Origin of the sequence: Paracoccus sp. (in: a-proteobacteria), assembly GCF_039808215.1 — a bacterium.
In the GTDB taxonomy this organism is placed as follows: domain Bacteria; phylum Pseudomonadota; class Alphaproteobacteria; order Rhodobacterales; family Rhodobacteraceae; genus Paracoccus.
Genome location: NZ_JBDHSP010000034.1, coordinates 1 through 16,714 on the forward strand (window position 1 = coordinate 1; position 16,714 = coordinate 16,714).

General features: G+C 67.2%; 16 protein-coding genes. 1 reads left to right on the forward strand and 15 read right to left on the reverse strand.

Annotated features, from left to right (window positions below):
• Positions 1-291: 291 nt before the first annotated feature.
• The 6 genes from WMK75_RS11685 to WMK75_RS11710 all read right to left on the reverse strand — a co-directional run bounded on the left by WMK75_RS11685 (position 292) and on the right by WMK75_RS11710 (position 6,914).
• Positions 292-1,389 carry a flagellar basal body P-ring protein FlgI gene (locus WMK75_RS11685; RefSeq protein ID WP_347267849.1) on the reverse strand — a complete coding sequence of 366 codons (1,098 nt, stop codon included), beginning with the start codon at positions 1,387-1,389 and terminating at the stop codon, positions 292-294.
• Positions 1,386-2,402 (reverse strand): flagellin, encoded by a 1,017-nt coding sequence (locus WMK75_RS11690; protein ID WP_347267850.1) that lies wholly within the window; start codon positions 2,400-2,402, stop codon positions 1,386-1,388. Before WMK75_RS11690 ends, WMK75_RS11685 begins: the two co-directional genes overlap by 4 nt.
• Entirely contained in the window at positions 2,402-3,859 is a 1,458-nt protein-coding gene (gene flgK, locus WMK75_RS11695; RefSeq protein WP_347267851.1) for a flagellar hook-associated protein FlgK, read from the reverse strand. Before flgK ends, WMK75_RS11690 begins: the two co-directional genes overlap by 1 nt.
• A 53-nt stretch (positions 3,860-3,912) precedes the next feature.
• Positions 3,913-5,253 (reverse strand): flagellar hook protein FlgE, encoded by a 1,341-nt coding sequence (locus WMK75_RS11700; RefSeq protein WP_347267852.1) that lies wholly within the window; start codon positions 5,251-5,253, stop codon positions 3,913-3,915.
• Between the two features lie 85 nt (positions 5,254-5,338).
• Entirely contained in the window at positions 5,339-6,139 is an 801-nt protein-coding gene (locus WMK75_RS11705) for a flagellar motor protein MotB (RefSeq protein ID WP_347267853.1), read from the reverse strand.
• Positions 6,140-6,257: 118 nt separating this feature from the next.
• Positions 6,258-6,914, reverse strand: coding sequence for a L,D-transpeptidase (locus WMK75_RS11710; RefSeq protein ID WP_347267854.1), 657 nt, complete (start codon positions 6,912-6,914; stop codon positions 6,258-6,260).
• 227 nt (positions 6,915-7,141) lie between these two features.
• On the opposite strand from WMK75_RS11710, the gene WMK75_RS11715 reads away from it, so the two are divergent.
• On the forward strand, positions 7,142-7,714 hold the full coding sequence (locus WMK75_RS11715; RefSeq protein ID WP_347267855.1) for a CAP domain-containing protein: 573 nt from the start codon (positions 7,142-7,144) through the stop codon (positions 7,712-7,714).
• A 58-nt stretch (positions 7,715-7,772) separates the two neighbouring features.
• Here the strand turns inward: WMK75_RS11715 and WMK75_RS11720 are convergent, their stop codons facing one another.
• Genes WMK75_RS11720 through WMK75_RS11760 form a run of 9 tightly spaced genes read right to left on the reverse strand, consistent with a single transcriptional unit; the run spans position 7,773 to position 16,602 of the window.
• A complete protein-coding gene (locus WMK75_RS11720) occupies positions 7,773-8,549 on the reverse strand; it encodes an SDR family oxidoreductase (protein ID WP_347267856.1) in 777 nt (258 codons plus the stop codon).
• Positions 8,546-9,247 carry an acylneuraminate cytidylyltransferase family protein gene (locus WMK75_RS11725; protein WP_347267857.1) on the reverse strand — a complete coding sequence of 234 codons (702 nt, stop codon included), beginning with the start codon at positions 9,245-9,247 and terminating at the stop codon, positions 8,546-8,548. The genes WMK75_RS11720 and WMK75_RS11725 overlap by 4 nt, the downstream gene beginning before the upstream one ends.
• A complete protein-coding gene (locus WMK75_RS11730) occupies positions 9,244-10,239 on the reverse strand; it encodes a Gfo/Idh/MocA family oxidoreductase (protein WP_347267858.1) in 996 nt (331 codons plus the stop codon). The genes WMK75_RS11725 and WMK75_RS11730 overlap by 4 nt, the downstream gene beginning before the upstream one ends.
• Positions 10,236-10,877, reverse strand: coding sequence for a NeuD/PglB/VioB family sugar acetyltransferase (locus WMK75_RS11735; protein ID WP_347267859.1), 642 nt, complete (start codon positions 10,875-10,877; stop codon positions 10,236-10,238). Before WMK75_RS11735 ends, WMK75_RS11730 begins: the two co-directional genes overlap by 4 nt.
• Positions 10,874-11,896: an N-acetylneuraminate synthase gene (gene neuB, locus WMK75_RS11740; protein WP_347267860.1), complete on the reverse strand. Its 1,023-nt coding sequence runs from the start codon at positions 11,894-11,896 to the stop codon at positions 10,874-10,876. The genes WMK75_RS11735 and neuB overlap by 4 nt, the downstream gene beginning before the upstream one ends.
• A gap of 9 nt (positions 11,897-11,905) precedes the next feature.
• Positions 11,906-13,159: a polysaccharide biosynthesis protein gene (locus WMK75_RS11745; RefSeq protein ID WP_347267861.1), complete on the reverse strand. Its 1,254-nt coding sequence runs from the start codon at positions 13,157-13,159 to the stop codon at positions 11,906-11,908.
• On the reverse strand, positions 13,156-14,223 hold the full coding sequence (locus tag WMK75_RS11750; RefSeq protein WP_347267862.1) for a nucleotidyltransferase family protein: 1,068 nt from the start codon (positions 14,221-14,223) through the stop codon (positions 13,156-13,158). Before WMK75_RS11750 ends, WMK75_RS11745 begins: the two co-directional genes overlap by 4 nt.
• Positions 14,214-15,446: a UDP-N-acetylglucosamine 2-epimerase gene (neuC, locus tag WMK75_RS11755; protein ID WP_347267863.1), complete on the reverse strand. Its 1,233-nt coding sequence runs from the start codon at positions 15,444-15,446 to the stop codon at positions 14,214-14,216. The genes WMK75_RS11750 and neuC overlap by 10 nt, the downstream gene beginning before the upstream one ends.
• On the reverse strand, positions 15,439-16,602 hold the full coding sequence (locus WMK75_RS11760) for a DegT/DnrJ/EryC1/StrS family aminotransferase (protein ID WP_347267864.1): 1,164 nt from the start codon (positions 16,600-16,602) through the stop codon (positions 15,439-15,441). The genes neuC and WMK75_RS11760 overlap by 8 nt, the downstream gene beginning before the upstream one ends.
• Positions 16,603-16,714: the final 112 nt, after the last annotated feature.

Consider the following 16,714-nt stretch of genomic DNA (forward strand, 5'->3'; position numbering starts at 1 on the left):
GGTTCTGGCAGGCTTCGACACCCGCCACGATACGCCGCCTTCTCAGGCCCCATCACCCATTTTCAGCCATAGCCCCTCTCCTCGTCGAATTAAACGTTACGAGAACAAACCCTCCCTTTGAATGGTCCAGATTCTGGGGGGCAGGTCACCAGACTGCCCCGGCTGCTGGCAGCCTGAAGTGGAGGGCCGGGTCAGGCAAGAATCCCTCCGGTGTTGCAGGGCCAGGCGCCGAACGCCGACAGTCATCGCGAAGGGAAATTGTACCAGGCCGCAGACTTCTTCAGCAGCCTGCTAGTTCACGATGAACTCGGCATGCAGGGCCCCAGACGCATGAATTGCTTTGAGAACGTCGATCATATCGCGTGGCCGAATTCCAAGCGCGTTCAGGCCGGCGATTACCTCGGAAAGCGATGATTCGCCCGACACTTCGGCAAAGCCGATACCCGGCTCTTGGGTGATTTCGGCCTGGCTACGCGGGACAACCACCGTGCTTCCTGGTGAGAACGGGTTCGGCTGCGAAACAACTGGAGCCTCCCGCACGCGCAGCGTCAGATTCCCCTGAGAAACCGCGACACGCGAGATGCGAACATTCTCGCCCATGACGATAGTGCCCGACTTGTGGTCAATCACGACGCGGGCCGCGGATTCGGGCTCGACAGTGATGTTTTCGATTTGCCCGATCAGCCTTGCGGGGTTCACCTGACCCAGCGCAGAGGTGTCGATCGAAACTGTCCCTGCATCCGTCAGTTCGGCGATTCTGCCCAGATTGCGATTTATCGCGGCCTCGATCCTGGCCGCGGTGGTGAAATCTGGCGTCCTGAGGGCCAGCCGCAGGCTGGTCATCTGTGAAAAGTCGAACGCGACCTCTCGTTCGATCCGCGCGCCGGATGGAATGGTTCCTGTCGTCGGGACACCCTGCACGACCGAGGCGGCTGCACCCGATGCCTCAGCGCCGCCGGCCAGGATGGAGCCCTGCGCCACCGCATAGATTTCTCCGTCAGCCGCATTTAGTGGGGTCATGACAAGAGTGCCGCCGAGAAGGCTTTTGGCATCCCCGATCGCTGCAACATTCACGCTTATCTGCGAGCCGGCCCGGGCAAATGGCGGAAGGGTCGCGGTCACGATGACGGCTGCGACGTTCTTGGGCCGGACGGATTCGTCGGTTACGTTCACGCCGAGGCGCTCCAGAAGTCCAGCCATGATCTCTTCGGTGAAGGGAGAGTTGCGGATGCTGTCGCCAGATCCATTCAACCCGACCACCAGCCCGTAGCCGACCAGATCGTTTCCGCGGACGCCATCGACATTGGCCAGGTCTTTGATCCGGACGGGTGCGGCCATGACCAGATTGGGCAGGCAGAGAAGCAGAAAGATCCGAACCCAGAATCTCATGAGAGATAATCCATGAGGCTCAGACGCGACAGCCGGGCAGTAATGGCATAAAGACTCTGGATCCGGATCTCGACCTCTTGCAGGGCCGTCGCGGTTTCGAACGGGTCGGCGCTGGTCAATGTCGTTCTGGCGATCGACAGCGTCGATGTTTCGGCGGCGTTGCGGGTCTGAGCCTGAGAGACTGCCGCCTGACGCTGGCCGAGACCGGCGCGAAGGGCTGTCAGGTCCCTGCTGCCCGTCGCGAGGCGGGATCCCGCCGCAGAGAACATGTCTCTCAAGGTGCTCGTCCCCATCGAGGATCCGGACTGTGCGGCGAACGCCATGATGGCCATGCCCTTGAGGGTCTCGCGCAGTTCCGGGGCGGTCGCGGCAAGCACGGTGCTGACCTGTCGGTCCGGGGAGACAGGGCTTTCCGGCGTACTGGCGGAATCACCCTGATAGGCGAGGTCGGCGAAGCCGCCGCCGCCCACGGGTGCGTCAAACCAGTCGTCGATTCTGTCGATGATGTCATTCGACGTGGTCGCACCGGCAACGGCGGTGTTCAGGTTGGCAAGCACACTGTCAAAGCCTTGCAGCGGTGGCGTATCCGTCCGGCTGCCGGAGAAGTGGTAACGGCCGCCAGTGTCGGTATTGATAGCATTGATCAGCGAACGCAGGCGCTGCGCGACCTCGTCAGCGCGTATCCGCAGACTGTCGTCCGAGGCGGTGCTCGCCTCGCTCAGCAGGCTGGGTCCAAGTTCGTCGGCGCTGGTTTGCATGCCCTCGAGGACGGTCTGCATGCTGTCCAGAAAGGCTTCGGCCTCAGACGCATTCTGGCGATAGGTTGTCAGCAGCGTCAGCCGCGACTCGATATGGGAAATCTGCGAGAGATCGCCACCAAGTGCGGCAGCAATGTCCGATTTCACCCCGCTTGTGACCTCGGTGGTCAATCGCTCGAGTCGGTTTTTCAAGGCGCTCTGGTCCAGCCTCAGGCGATGGTTGCGGGAAAGGTCACTGACCGAAACGAGAGACATCATGTCCACCTCAGGATGGTATCGAGCATGTCATTGGCGGTCTGAAAGACCTTGGCATTGGCCGAATACGCGCGTTCGAGTGCAAGCAGCCCCTCCATCTCCCTGTCGGTATCGACGCCATCGGCGAGCAGTGCCGATTTGAGGCCATTGTGATGGGTGCTGTCCTGCAGCGCATCCGCGGCCGAGCGGAGGCGGTTCGAGGCTGCGCCTGACGCCAGTTCCGACGCGAGTGCCGCCAGGTTCCTTTTTGCCGGGGGAAAGGTTGCTGATCCGGGTGCCTGCGATGCGGCAAGTGCGGCATCGATGCGAAGCAGCAGTGAACTCTCCCCGACGCTGCCGGCATCAGGCGCGTTCAGGCCGGCGCGGATCCGCCACAAAGCCCCGCCCGAGTCGGGATCGACCGTCGCAGTGACCGCGATCCGGCTGGCAAAGCCGGTCTCGTTCGCCGGGTTGAGGATGCTCTGGGCATCCGTGAACAGACCGGGACTGCCAGCCGGCAGCGACGCATCGACCGAGGGGCTGGCAAGGCGGTCGTGAAGCTCCCTCGCGAAGGCGTCGATCTGTTGCTGATATTGCGGCGCGACCCGGTCCCGGATCTCGAAGCCTGCCCCCAGCCTGCCACCCGAGAGCATCTGCATCTGAACGCCGGAAAGCGGTTTTCCGTTGAGGGTCAATGCATTGAGCTGCCCACCTGCCAGGGACATGTCCGCGCTGACTTGCGCTGTGCTGTCGAACCCCAGCCTTGCCGGCGTGGTTCCATCAAGCAACACCGAACCTTCGGTGGTGAACAGCGCCACGCGGTCGTTCTCGCGCGCGACCTCCCTGATCGGCAGGATCTGCGCCACCGCGTCGATTGCGGCCTGGCGCGCATCCATCAGCGACGAAGGGTCCTTGCCCTGCGCCTTGAGCGAGACGATCTGGCCGTTCAGGTCGGCAACCTGGGCAAGCGCGCGGTTCAGCTGCGCGACATCGCTTTCGATGGCCTGTTCCGCCTTGCTGCGCTCGGCTTGGATGGCGGTTGCGATGTCGTTGATCCTTTCCGCCAGGTCGGTGGCCGTGTCCAGAACCGCCGTCAGGCGGGTCTCGCTGTCTGGTCTGGCGGCGGCCGCGCTGACTGCCGCCGAGAACTGCGTCAGATTGCTGCCGAGCGAGGAACTGCTGCCGGCCGTGCCGAAAGCCTGTTCCATGGCGGCATGGAAGGACGCGATCGCACCGGACGCGCCAGCGCTGGCTTGCGCCAACCGGCTGTCGCCGAGAAGCGCGGTGTCGATCAGCCGGCGGATGCCGGTGATCTGGACTCCCCCGGCCTGTCCGGAACTGCGCGGGGCGAGATCGACCTCTCGTCTTGCGTAGCCGGGGGTCAGTGCGTTGGCGATATTGGTGGAGACATTCTCAGCGCCGCGCGAGGCGGCATTCAGCCCGGTGACGGCGTTCGAGATTGCGGATGAGATGCTCATGTGAGACCTTCCGTTGGCTCTTGCCCGGGCGAGGCGCCGCCCGCGGCTCGGGATCAGCGCTTGAGGTTCGTGGTTTCCTGCAGCATCTCGTCGACGGTCTGGATGACCTTGGCATTCGAGGTATAGGCGCGCTGGGTCTGGATCAGGTCGGTCAGTTCGGCCGCGACATCGGTCGTCGAGGCTTCGCGCGCATAGCCCGCCATGCTGCCGACGGGTCCGTCGCCCGCATCCCACAGATAGAAGGCACCCGATTCCGCCGAGATCCGGTAGGTCTGGTTGTCCATCGCCATCAGGCCGTTCACATTGGGCACGTCGACGATCGGAATCTGATAAAGTGTGCGGGTGAAGCCCGTGTCATACGAGGCCGTCAGCATGCCGTTCTCGTCGATCTCGAGCCCGGTCAGGTTGCCGACCGGCGAGCCGTTCTTGCTGACATTGGCCGGAGAGAAGCCGGCGCTCAGCTGCGTCATGCCCCGGCTGTCTCCGAGACGGCCCAGTTCGATGCTCATCGGACCGCCCGCTGCGGCGACGGTCACGGCGCCGGTCGCCGGATCATAGGCGCCGCCGCCGATGGGGGTGACCCCCGACAGCGTGCCGCCCGCCGCCGCGCTGTCGTCGAATTCCAGCGTATAGCTGCCGATCAGCGCTTCATCCGCCGCGGTGCCGGGGTTGTCGATGATCGCCGAATCACGGATCTCCATCGTCCAGCGGTTGGAACGCGTGCCCGCCGCGCCCGAAACATCCGGGGTGAAGGAGAACGTCATCCGCTCGGAATTGCCGAGATTGCCGAAATATTCGACCTCCATTTCCCGAGTATCGCCGCTGGCGCCGCCAATGGCATCGCCGGCAGGCAGGTTGACCGCCATGTTGATGCGCGTCGTCGGATCGGCCGCGGTCTGGCCCGAGTTGATGACGATGGGGCGCAGCCCGGTGACGGAGTCGCGGGGCTGATTGGGAATGCTGCCATCGCTGTTCGCCGGCCAGCCCATCAGGACAAGACCCGAGTCGGTGCGCAGGATGCCCTGGCTGTCGGGGCGGAAGGCCCCGGTCCTGGTCATCATCAGGCTTCGCGCATTGCCGCCGTCCGACCCGACCGCCGTGCTGTCGATCACCGGCAGCATGCCGCGGCCAGAAATCGCGATGTCCAGCGGATGCGAGGTGCTGACCAGACTGCCGCGCTCGTCGATGTTGCGGCCGGTGCTGGCGCGCACGCCACCCGCCGTATACATGCCGCCGCCCCGCGACTGGTTGATCACCATGCTTTCGAAGGAGGTGTCCACGCGCTTGTAGCCATAGGTCCCGGAGTTGGCGATATTGTCCGAGATATTGGACAGCCGGGTCGAGTTGGCCGCCAGGCCCGAGACGCCTGCGCTCAGGGCGGAAGAAATCGACATTCTGTTGCCACCTTTCGTGAGTCGTTCTGGAACGCAGACTGCCAGCCGCAGGTTAAGATGCCCCTAACGGCGGCCGGCCCTGCGGCTACCGCAGCAGGATCACCTCGATCCTGTTGTTGTTCGGATCCATGGGATTGACCGAGCGGTTGCGTCGGTCGCCATAGGCGGTGACGCGCTGGATGCGCGCCTGCTCAAGGCCCGCGCCCTCCAGCAGGTTGCGCAGCGTATGGGCGCGCGCGTCCGACAGCGCCCAGACCGGTGAATGCAGCAGCATTTCGGGATAGGCACGCACATGGCCGGCCAGCGCAAGCTCGTTCCTGACGCGGCCAAGCACGCTGGTCAGGATCGCCGCCAGTTCCTTCGCCACCTGCGTGGGCTGGGCGCTGTTGCCGACGAACAGCGGCTCGTCCGTCAGATCGGTCAGCTCGATCACCAGACCCTCGTCGGTCATCCGGGTCACGACATGGCGCAGCAGATTGACCTTCTGCATGGATTCGGCGCCGCTGCCGGTCAGCTGGTTCTGGATGTGGCGCGCCATGGCGTCAAAGCCCGATTCGCGCCCCTCGCGCGCCTGGGTGGCCAGCGTGTCGCGCGAGGCGCCGGCGCCCTTGCCGGAATTGGTCTGCGCGTCCTGGATCTCGCCGCCGAAGGGTCCGGACTGGCCGCTGCCGGTCTGTTGCAGGATCGTGGGGTTGAAGTAATCCGCCAGCCCCTGGCGCTGCTTTTCCGTGGTCGCGTTCAACAGCCACATCAGCAGAAAGAACGCCATCATGGCGGTCACGAAATCGGCATAGGCGACCTTCCAGGCGCCGCCGTGGTGGCCGGCCCCGGTGCCGCCACGCACGCGCTTGATGATGATGGGGGCGCTGCCGCCACGGCCTGACATGAATCGATCCCTTGTGATCCGTGCCACAAGGATTGCGGAACCCGTCGCCATTTTCCAGCCGACGGCTCAAATGCGAGGCATTTCGAGCGCCGTCCGGCAGCGCCCCGGCCCTGTGGCGTCAGATCAGCAGCACCTGCGTGCCGATCTTGGTCAGGTCGTAGAGCTGCACGATATGCTCGTTGTAAAGACCGATGCAGCCGTTCGAGGACTTGCGGCCGATCTTGCGCGTGTCATGCGTGCCGTGGATGCGGTAATACTGCCAGCTCAGCCACAGCGCATGCGTGCCCAGCGGGTTGTCCGGCCCCGGGGGCACGAAATCCGGCCATTCGGGGTTGCGCTTCTTCATCTCGGGGGTGGGGGACCAGCTGGGGCCGACGACCTTCTTGATGATCTCGGTGCGGCCGGTGCGCGTCAGTTCCGGGCTGACTGGCACCGAAGTCGGGAACAGCTTGTAGACCGACTGGTCCTCGGACCAGAAATGCAGCGCGCGCGAGGTCAGGTCCACCAGGATGGCGCCATTGGTCAGGTCGCTGAAATAGGGCTGCCAGTCCTGCATGTGAAAGCTCGAGATGTTGCGCCGCGAATCCTGCGCCGCATCATATTGCACCACGCCCGCGTCCGGCGTGGCCCCGCCCGCCGCCGAGCCCTGCAGCGGCTGGCCGGTATAGGGGTCGATGCCCTGCGCCATGGCCGGGGCCGCAAGCCCCGCCGCCCCCATCGCCGCCGATGCGGCCAGGAATGTCCGGCGCGAGACCGGATGCTTCGGCGTGATCATGTGTCGCTCCTCAGATGTGACGGGCCGCTTGGCGCGGCCTTCTCTGCCCGAATGAAAGAAGTTGAAATGCTGATCATGGCTTTAGGCCCGCAACCGCCGCCATGCAATTCAAACAAGCGTCATTGTCGCAACAGCGCCGCAGCCTGTGGCGCTCACGCAATCTTGGGTTTGAAGCAGGCTGCCCGAATTTGTATGGCTGACGCAAAACATCCTTGGGGACAGGACATATGCTGAAACTCTCAACTCTGGCGCTTGTTTCGGTGCTGGCGCTTGCGGCCTGCCAGAAGCCGCAGCAGCAGCTCGGCCCCGATGGCCAGCCGCTGCCGGTGGCCTACAAGATCACCCCGCGCGAAGAGGCGCAGATCCCGGTCCGGGTGGCGGGCCAGATCAATGCGCTGCGCGCCAATGTCGCTGCCCCGGCCCTGATGCAGAACCCGGCGCTGGACGCCGCCGCCAAGGCGCATGCCCGCGACATGGCGGCGCAGAACCGGGCCTGGCATTTCGGCTCGGACGGCTCGTCGCCGCTCGATCGGGTGCGGCGCAGCGGCTACATGGGCCATCTGATCGGCGAAAACATCTCCGAGACCTATGAAAACGAGATGGCGACGCTGAATGCCTGGATGCAGACCCGCGACACCCGCGACGTGATCATGGACCCGCGGGCCAGCGAATTCGGCATGGGCTGGTATCAGGAGCCATCGGGCAAGATCTGGTGGGTGCTGATCACCGGCGGCGCCGGCGCGGCGCCCATGGCCGGCAATTTTGCCATGGCCGGCGCAAGTCCCGCGGTCGGGTTGTGATCGCCCCGGCGCGGGGCCCGATCACGGGTGCCGCGCCAGATGGCCACATTTCGGCGCGCTACCAGGCGGTCAGCCCGCCATCGACGACCAGGTTCTGGCCGGTGACATAGCTCGCGCGATCAGAGACAAGATAGGCCACGGCATCGGCAATCTCATGCGGCTCGGCCATGCGGCCCATCATGGTGCGGGCGCTGTATTTCTGCACGAATGTGTCGTTCTGGCCGCTGAACACGCCGCCGGGCGTCACCGCGTTCACCCGCAGCCCCTGCGCCCCCCAATAGCTGGCAAGGTATTTCGTCAGCCCCCAGAGCCCGGCCTTGGAGGCCGAATAGATCGCCGGCGTGTTGATCGCGCGACCCTCGTAAAGCGAGCCTTCATAGATGCGCTGGTCGGGGGCGACGATGCCATAGATCGACAGCGTGTTGACGATGGCGCCGCCCTTGCGCGCCGCCATGGAGGGGCCGAATTCCTGCGCGCAGAGCATCGGCGCGGTCAGGTTCACCGACAGGACGTAATTCCAGTCCTTGAGCGGGAATTCCTCGAAGCGCGCAAAGAAATTGTCACTTTTCGTGGCGGCGTTGCAGACCAGCGCCGCGACCTCGCCCATCTCGGCGCGGATGCGGGCGTGCAGATCGGCCAGCGCCGCCCTGTCGGCGATGTCGCAGCCATAGGCGCGGGCGCCGCCGGGGGCCACGGCCAGGCTGGCCGCGCGCCCGGCCAGATCCGCGTCGCGGTCCACCACCGCCACCTGCCAGCCGTCGCGCGACAGCCGTTCCGTCATGGCGCGGCCCAGGATGCCGCCGCCGCCGGTCAATACCGCGACCTTGCCGTTCATTGTCCTGCCTTTCTGTCCTGCGCCTCGGCCATCAACATCTCGACCAGGCGAAAGTCGATCTCGCAGTCGATGTCCACCGACCGCTCGCGCGGCATCTCGTAAAGCCGGGTGCGCCCGTTCCACAGCCCGGCGCGCAGCGTGTGGCGGTGCCAGACATAGATCGAGGCGTTCATCGACCAGACCCTTGGTGCCGCCTGGCGCGAGGTCACGCCCGCCGCCAGCCGCTTGACCAGGCCGACATTGCCGGCCGCGTCCTGCTCGACCATGTTGAAATAGGGGTTTTTGTCGGCGGGATAGCCGGTGATGACGCAATCGGTATCCACGTCCAGCAGCGCCGCCGCTGCCGCAATGTCGGCCACCTCGCGCAGGGGCGAGGTCGGGTCAAGGTCGATGATGCGCCCGACCGCGACGCCCATCGCCTCGACCTGTTCGACCAGATGTTCGATCACCGGGATCTTGGGCGCGCTCGCGGTCGCCAGCTCCGCCGGGCGCAGGAAGGGCACCTCGGCCCCGGCGGCGCGGGCCACGGCGGCGATTTCCGCGTCGTCGGTCGAGACAAAGACCCGGTCGATGGCGCCGCAGGCCAGCGCCTGTTCGATCGTGTGCACGATCAGCGGCTTGCCCAGCAGCGGGCGGATGTTCTTGCGCGGCACGCCTTGCGAGCCGCCGCGGGCGCAGATCGAACAGATCGTGGTCATGGGCTTTCCTGTTTGCTTCCCCGGTCGCGGGCGGCAAGGGCCAGGCGCGTGCTGGCCACCCCGTCCGCCAGTGTCTGCAGCCCCTCGGGCCAGTCGCCGCCGGCCTGCACCGCGGCAATGGCGTCCAGCATGGCGACATAGCTGGCCGCCACGTCGAAACCGCCGGGGACCGCCAGCAGCGTCTCGCGGCCCGTGGGCGTGATGCGGTCCAATGTGCCGGAAATGTCCCAGCACAGCCCGCCCAGATCGCCCACCACCTCGTAATGGCGCAGCCGCCGGCGCGAGACATAGTCCAGCGCCACCTGCACGATTGGCGCGCCCTTCCGCCCGGTCATCACCATGGCCGAGACATCGTTCGCGCGCAGGCCAAGGCTGCTCAGCCTGCCGCCGAGGGCGAATTGCAGCTCCATCTCGCCAAAGAACCAGCGCGCGAGGTCGATCTCATGCACGAGGTCCAGTTCGACCCCGCCGCCGCGCGCGGCATCGGCGGAATAGCCGGCCAGATGGTCGGTGCCCGGCCGCCAGTCGGGCAGCCATTGCCCGGCGGCAAAGCTGGCGCGCACGATGCGGCCCAGTTCGCCGGCGCGGATGATGCGGCGCATCTGCTGCAGCACCGGCAGATGCCGGAAGTTGAAGCCCGCGACCCGCAGCGCCGGCGGCGCCTGGGCCAGCAGTGCCGCAATGCGGTCGCAATCCGCACCGCTGGTCACCACCGGCTTTTCCACCAACAAGGGCGTGGCGCGCGCGATCAGCCCGGGCAGCGTGTCGATATGGTTGGCCGAGGGCGATGCGATCACCGCCAGGTCATAGTCCCCCGCCAGCGCCGCGTCGCGGTCGCTGGTGACTTGCGCCGCCAGTTGCGCGCACAAGGGATCGGGGCGCTCCTGGTGGCGCAGCACGGTAAAGCGGGCGCCGGGGTGGCGCGCGGCAAGGTTCGTCATGTGGCGCCGGCCGATCGAGCCAAGGCCGACGATCAGGAAATGCCTGATCATGGCGCGGCCTTCTGCGGGCGGGCGGGGACGCCTGTGACGGTGGCGCCGGGCGCCACGTCGCGCAGCACCACGGCGCCCGCACCGACCACGGCGCCGGCGCCGATGCGGATGCCCTGCCGGATGGTGGCGCCGGCGCCGATCAGCACGTCATTGCCCAGGCTGACGCCGCCCGCCAGCCTGGCGCCGGTTGCGACATGGCAATTTTCGCCCAGATCGCAATCATGGTCGACCACGGCGCCGCTGTTCAGGATCGCGCCCGGGCCGATGCGGCTGCCGGTGCCCAGGATCGCGCCCGCGGCCAGAAAGCTGCCGGCGCCGATCCGGGCCGAGGGCGCAGGCATCGCGCGCGGATGGACGACGCTGGTCAGCGCCTGCGCCGGCAGCCGCGCCAGCAGCATTGCGCGCCGTGCCGCGCCCGCGGCATCGACAAAGCCTATGCCGGGCACCAGGGCATATCCCTGCGCCAGCAGATCGGGGATCGCCGCATCTGCGCCCAGCCAGGGGCCCAGCGGCCCGGCCGCGCCCGGCGCCGGGGCGATGTGGCCGGCGACGGTCCGCCCGGCCAGCCGCGCCGCCTCGGCCACCACCGCGGCATGGCCGCCGCCGCCGACCACGATCAGGGGTGCCTCGGCCGTCATGGGGCGTCGCCGTGGAAATCCGCCAGCGCGAAGGGCTGAAAGGCCGCGACATTGCGCACCAACCGCAGGCCCGCGACCATGGGCAGCATGCGCGGCTTCAACCCGTGGCCGGGGCGCATGATGCGGATGTCGGCGGCCGTCAGCACATGGCCGGCCGGCAGGTCGCGCGCCGCCACCAGCGAGCGGCGGGCGACTTCGGCGGTCTTCAGCTCGGCTGCGGTCGGCGCCTTGATGCCATTGCCGATGGCGGCTTCGATGGCGCGGATGCCGGCGACGAAACCGGCGAAATCCGCCGGCTCCATCGAGGCGCGATGGTCGGGGCCGGGCAGGTCGCAATCCAGCGTGATGTGCTTTTCGATGATCGTGGCGCCGCGTGCCACCGCGGCCCAGGAAATCGCCGCCCCCTCGCTATGGTCGGACCAGCCCACCGGGCGGCCAAAGGCGCGGGCCATCGTCTCCATCGCGGCCAGGTTGCAATCCTCGACCGCGGCCGGATAGTTCGACACGCAATGCAAAAGCGACACCGGCGGGTTCCCGGCCGCGGCGATGCTGGCCAGCGCCGATTCGACCTCGGCCAGCGTGCCCATGCCGGTCGACAGGATGATCGGCTTGCCCTTTGCCGCGACATGGGCCAGCAGCGGCAGATGCGTCAGATCGCCCGAGCCGATCTTGTAGGCGTCAACGCCCACGCGCTCCAGCAGATCCGCCGCCGCTTCGCTGAACGGGGTCGAGAGGAACTGGATGCCCGCCCGGTCACAATAGGCGGCGAGGTCGGCGAACTGCGCCTCGGTCAGTTCCAGCGCCTTCAGCATGTCGAACTGGCTGCCGCCGTCGCCGGTATTCGCGACCTGATAGGCGGCCTTGCGCGCGTCCGGCGTCACCAGATCCTCGGCGCGGAAGGTCTGGAACTTGACGGCATCGGCCCGCGCCGCCACCGCGGCGTCGATCAGGCGGCGCGCCAGATCCGGCGAGCCGTTGTGGTTGACGCCGATTTCGGCAATGATGAAGGTCCGGGTCATGGGCTGGTCCTAGATGCGCTGGTCCAGCGACTTGTCGCTGACCACATGCGTGCGGGCGAAACCTTCCTCGACGCGCGAGATCGCCGATTTCAGCGCGGCGATGGTCAGCGGCTGGGCGCCGTCCGAACCCATCAGCGCGTCAAGATCGCGCAACAGCGCCGGGAAGCTGGCGGGATCTGCCGGGGGCAGGTAGGGCACGCGGTTCAACGCGGCAAAGCGCGTCGGGTGCAGGCTTTCATTGGCGCCGACGAATTCCTCATAGGGTTTCTCGCCCGCGGTATCCAAAGGCGTCAGCAGCACCGGCCAGCGGCCCGCTGCCGCCAGCTCCTCGACCCGGGCCAGGGCCTCGGCCTCGTCGCGGGTGAAATGCGGGGCCAGCCCCTGCGCCTCGAGGAACCAGCCGGCCACGTCCTGCAAAAGCATCAGGTGGTCCTCGGGCGCAAGCGCCGGGACCATGATGTTGCCCGGCTCGCCCAGAAGCCCGGCCAGCGTGCACAGATGCCCCGATTCCGGCAGGGCGACGAAAAAGCGCCGGCAGCCCTCGGGGCAGGCCATGGGCTGGCGCAGCGCCAGGCGGTTCTGCCAGCTTTGCAACAGCGAGCCGTTCGACAGCGCCACATTGGCAAAGCGCGCCGAGGTGATCGCCAGCCCCTGCGGCCAGTCCAGCGTGTCGGAAAACATCGCATGTTCCATCAGCCGCTTGGTCGCCCCCATCATCGAGGACGGGTTCGCCGCCTTGTCGGTCGAGACGCAGAACAGCCGCTTCAGCCCGGCGCGCCCGGCCAGCTGCTGCGACAGCCGCGCCAGTTTCAGCACGTTGGTGTCCAGCATGGCGAGGATCGAATAGGGGTCCTTTTCCGAGCGCACATGCTTGAGCGCCGCGAAGTTCAGCACATGGTCATAGGGCTGGTCCTGCGCCGCCAGCCACAGCCGGAACGCATCGCCGCCATAGTCGATGGGCATGGTCAGCAATTCCCCCACCCGCAGCGGTTCGGAGGCCGAGCGTAGCGCGCGCACCAGTTCCGCCAGCCCGTTTTCGTTGTGATCGACGACATGCAGCGCGCGGGGTGCGAAATGCGCCACCATGCGCAGGGTCTGGAAACCGATGGAGCCCGCGCCGCCGATGACCAGGATGCGCGATCCGGCGATGTGCTCCGCCAGTTCCGCCGCGGCCGCGCGCAGGTCCCCGGCAAAGAAGCTTTCCCTACGCCCGACGATGCGCGCGGACAGGCGGTCAAGGGTCAGATCGGGGGGGATGCTCATTCGGTCCTGCCTTCGTAGATGCTGCGGGCGCGGTTGAAATCACCGATATTGCCGATGTCGATCCAGCGCCCGGCATGGGCATAGGTGCCGGCGCGCATGCCATGGCGCGGCAGGTCGGCAAACAGCGTCGGCAGATCGTAGAACACGCCTTGCGGCACCACCTCGAGCACGCGGCGCGACAGCATGTAGATGCCGGCATTGATGCAGTAATGCATGGTGGGCTTTTCCTCGGCACCCAGAAAATCCCCACCCTCCGAGCGGTTCACCACACCGTAGGGGATGGTGTGGCTGTGTTCGCGCACCACCATCGTCGCCTGCCAGCCGCCAGCCTGATGCGTGGCCAGCAGCTCGGCCACGTTCACGTCGTTCAGCAGATCGCCGTTGCAGACCATGAAATTGTCCGACAGCGCCTTGGGGTCGATCAGGCCCAGCGCGCCGCCGGTGCCCATGCGCGTGGTCTCGTGCACATAGTCGATATAGACATCATGCGCGCTGCCATCGCCGTAATGCGACACCAGCATCTCGGCCAGGTAGTTCACCGACAGGATGAAGCGGCGGATACCCTGGTCGCGCAGATGCTCGATGATATGGGTCAGGATCGGCTTGGTACCCATGCGCAGCAGCGGCTTGGGGCAGTCGTCGGTCAAGGGCGACAGCCGCGTGCCCAGCCCGCCCGCCATCAGTACCACGGTCATTTCCGCCGGCGAGGGCGCGATCCACAGCACATGCAACGCCTCGAAGCGGCCGTCGCGCAATTCGGGCAGCGCATCGACGCCGCGTCGCATCATCAGCGAGCGTACCGCCGGTGGCGGCATGTGTTCGCTGATCACCGTGGGGTTGCGGTTCGCGGCCAGGCAGACGGGATCCTCCAGCCGGCCGCCGGCGGTGATGTAGCGACGCAGGTCGCCATCGGCCACGGCGCCGATCATGCGCCCGTCGTAATCGACCACCGGGACAAAGCGCAGCCCGGCGCGGCTCATCGCCTCCATCGTGCGGCGCAGGGAATAGTCGGGCCGGATCAGCGCATCGGCCAGGTCCTTGGCGGAATAGCGGGTCAGTTGCATGCGGGTTCGGTCCTTTGCCCCTGGAACGAGGGGTCGAAACTGGCGAAACGCTTGGGCGCCGCAAGCCGCGCCCAGTCAAGCCCGCGCAGCGCCGCGATCAGCCGCTCCGCGCCCCGGCCGTCGCCATAGGGGTTGGTCATGCCCGCCAGCCGCGGGCGCAGGGCTGCGGCGCGGGTGATGGCGGCGGCGATCTCGGCGGTGCTGTCGCCGCAATGGATGACATTCGCGCCGTGAAAGCGGCCCTTCTGCCGGTCGCCGATGTCGACCACCGGCAGGGCAAAGCTTGCCGCCTCGTAGATCCCCGAGGAGGAGTTGCCCACCACCATGCCGGCATGGGCCATGGCGCCATAGAACCAGCGCAGGCCGAAGTTGCGCACGACATGATGCCCGGGGATGCGCAGGGCCGCATCCTCGATTGCGGCGATGATCGTCTCGGCGCCGGGGTCGGCATTGGGATAGGTATGGACCACCTGCCGGCCCGAGGCCGCAAGCGCCGCGATCATCGCGCGCGCCATGGCCGGCGTGCGGTCCTGGGCCACGGTCTCGGGGTGCAGCGTCGCCAGCACATAGCCCGGGCGCAGGCCAGCAAGGCCGAAATGCGCGGCCATCGCGGCGAAATCCGGCACCGGCCGTGCCAGGATGCCGTCCAGCCCCAATGCGCCGGTGACGAAGATGCGCCAGCCCTCCTCGCCCATCTGCTGGATGCGGCGGGCGAATTCCGGCAGGTCGCAGAAATGCAGGGCCGCCAGCTTGCTCAGCGCGTGGCGGAACATGTCGTCCATGGCGCCCTCGGTGATCGAGCCGCCCGAGACATGCGCGATGGGCAGGCCGAAGGGCACCATGGCAAGGCCCGCGGCGATGGCCTCATAGCGGTCGCCCAGCACCAGCACCAGATCGGGGCGCCGGCCCGCAGCGATGGCCCCGCCGGCCGCGGCGGCAAAGCCCGCCAGCTGCGCCGCCATGACGGCGCCGACCCCGGCGGGGCTGCTGTCATGGACGGGGGCCTCGATGCGGGCGGCGATGGGCAGGCCCGTGGCCTCGATGTCGGTTGCGGTGCGGCCGCTGGCCGGGTCGAAATGCGCGCCGCCGACCCAAAGCTGCAACTGGAAATCCGGTGCCGCCTGCAGAAGCTGGCACAGCGGCTGCAGGATCGAGAAATCCGAGCGCCCGACCGTAACCACGGCGATGCGCCGCGCCCGGCCTGTGGGGCGGGCCTCAGCCATGGGCCGGGGTCCAGAAGCGGGCGGCGGCGGCCAGCACATGCGCCAGATCTGCCGCCTCCAGATGCGTCGAGCAGGGCAGCGGGAAGATGCGCCGCCACAGCCCGTCCGCCACCGGCATGGGTGAGGCCAGCGCGTCGCGATAGGGTGCCTGCAGGTGGATCGGCTTCCAGAACGGGCGCAGGTCCACGCCCTGATCGCGCATGAAGGCGCGGAATGCGTCGGGGCGCGTTTCGTCGGCGCCGGTGTAATGGAACCCCGAGAACCAGTGGCCGTTGCGGCCATGGGGCGCCTCGGGGAAGGGGGCCAGATCGGCATGCTCTGCGGCGAATGCCGCATAGGCGTCGCGGATCTGCTGCTTGCGAGCCAGGAAGGCGTCCAGCCGTTCCAGCTGCGCCACGCCCAGCGCCGCCTGCACATTGGTCATGCGGAAATTGTAGGCGATCACGTCATGGTCGTAATTCGCCCCCACCCGCCCGGTCGAGGACAGGTGGCGGATGCGCGCGATCAGCGCCTCATTCGCTGCGGCCACCGCACCGCCGCCGCCGGTGGTCACGGTCTTGTTGCCGTTGAAGGAATAACAGACGGCATCGACGCCGGTCGCGGCCAGGGGCCGCCCGTCGGCCATTGTGGTGCCGATGGCGGCGGCGGCATCGACCACCACCTTCAGGCCGAAGTCGTCTGCCAGCGCCACGGCGCCGTCCAGATCGGCCACCGCACCCATGACCATGACCGGCATGATGGCGCGCAGCACCTCGCCCGTGGTGTTGTGACGACGCAGCCCGTCGGCGCCTGCGGTGGTCTCGCTCAGGATCAGGTGCCGGCACAGATCGAGGTTCAGCATCCAGTCGCCGGTCCGCACATCGACCAGCCAGGGACGGGCGCCGCTGTGGCTGACCGCGTTCGGCGTAGCGATGAAGGTCAGCGCGGGCAGCATGACCAGGTCGCCCCGGCCGATGCCCAGCCCCTCGAGCGCCATCTGCAGCGCCACCGTGCCCGAACACAGTACCGCCGCGCGCGCGCTGCCCGACAGCGCGGCGATCCCGGATTCGAACCGGTCCACGAAAGGCCCGACCGAGGATACGAAGGTCGAGCGGATGCATTCCGCCAGCAGTTCGTCCTCGCGGCCAAGAAGGTTCGGGACGGCGAGCGGGATCATGCGGCGATGCGATGCGTCCAAGGTAAGGCCTGTCTCAATGCTGCGATTCACTCATGCAGCCTGCTACACAGTCTCGGGCGCGGATTCCAGTGACCTCGGTCCTTGCAGCGCG

Bases quoted from the DNA above. Each gene is read 5' to 3' on its own strand.
- WMK75_RS11685 (WP_347267849.1), bottom strand. From the start codon at position 1,389: ATGAGATTCTGGGTTCGGATCTTTCTGCTTCTCTGCCTGCCCAATCTG.
- WMK75_RS11690 (WP_347267850.1), bottom strand. From the start codon at position 2,402: ATGTCTCTCGTTTCGGTCAGTGACCTTTCCCGCAACCATCGCCTGAGG.
- flgK (WP_347267851.1), bottom strand. From the start codon at position 3,859: ATGAGCATCTCATCCGCAATCTCGAACGCCGTCACCGGGCTGAATGCC.
- WMK75_RS11700 (WP_347267852.1), bottom strand. From the start codon at position 5,253: ATGTCGATTTCTTCCGCCCTGAGCGCAGGCGTCTCGGGCCTGGCGGCC.
- WMK75_RS11705 (WP_347267853.1), bottom strand. From the start codon at position 6,139: ATGTCAGGCCGTGGCGGCAGCGCCCCCATCATCATCAAGCGCGTGCGT.
- WMK75_RS11710 (WP_347267854.1), bottom strand. From the start codon at position 6,914: ATGATCACGCCGAAGCATCCGGTCTCGCGCCGGACATTCCTGGCCGCA.
- WMK75_RS11715 (WP_347267855.1), top strand. From the start codon at position 7,142: ATGCTGAAACTCTCAACTCTGGCGCTTGTTTCGGTGCTGGCGCTTGCG.
- WMK75_RS11720 (WP_347267856.1), bottom strand. From the start codon at position 8,549: ATGAACGGCAAGGTCGCGGTATTGACCGGCGGCGGCGGCATCCTGGGC.
- WMK75_RS11725 (WP_347267857.1), bottom strand. From the start codon at position 9,247: ATGACCACGATCTGTTCGATCTGCGCCCGCGGCGGCTCGCAAGGCGTG.
- WMK75_RS11730 (WP_347267858.1), bottom strand. From the start codon at position 10,239: ATGATCAGGCATTTCCTGATCGTCGGCCTTGGCTCGATCGGCCGGCGC.
- WMK75_RS11735 (WP_347267859.1), bottom strand. From the start codon at position 10,877: ATGACGGCCGAGGCACCCCTGATCGTGGTCGGCGGCGGCGGCCATGCC.
- neuB (WP_347267860.1), bottom strand. From the start codon at position 11,896: ATGACCCGGACCTTCATCATTGCCGAAATCGGCGTCAACCACAACGGC.
- WMK75_RS11745 (WP_347267861.1), bottom strand. From the start codon at position 13,159: ATGAGCATCCCCCCCGATCTGACCCTTGACCGCCTGTCCGCGCGCATC.
- WMK75_RS11750 (WP_347267862.1), bottom strand. From the start codon at position 14,223: ATGCAACTGACCCGCTATTCCGCCAAGGACCTGGCCGATGCGCTGATC.
- neuC (WP_347267863.1), bottom strand. From the start codon at position 15,446: ATGGCTGAGGCCCGCCCCACAGGCCGGGCGCGGCGCATCGCCGTGGTT.
- WMK75_RS11760 (WP_347267864.1), bottom strand. From the start codon at position 16,602: ATGATCCCGCTCGCCGTCCCGAACCTTCTTGGCCGCGAGGACGAACTG.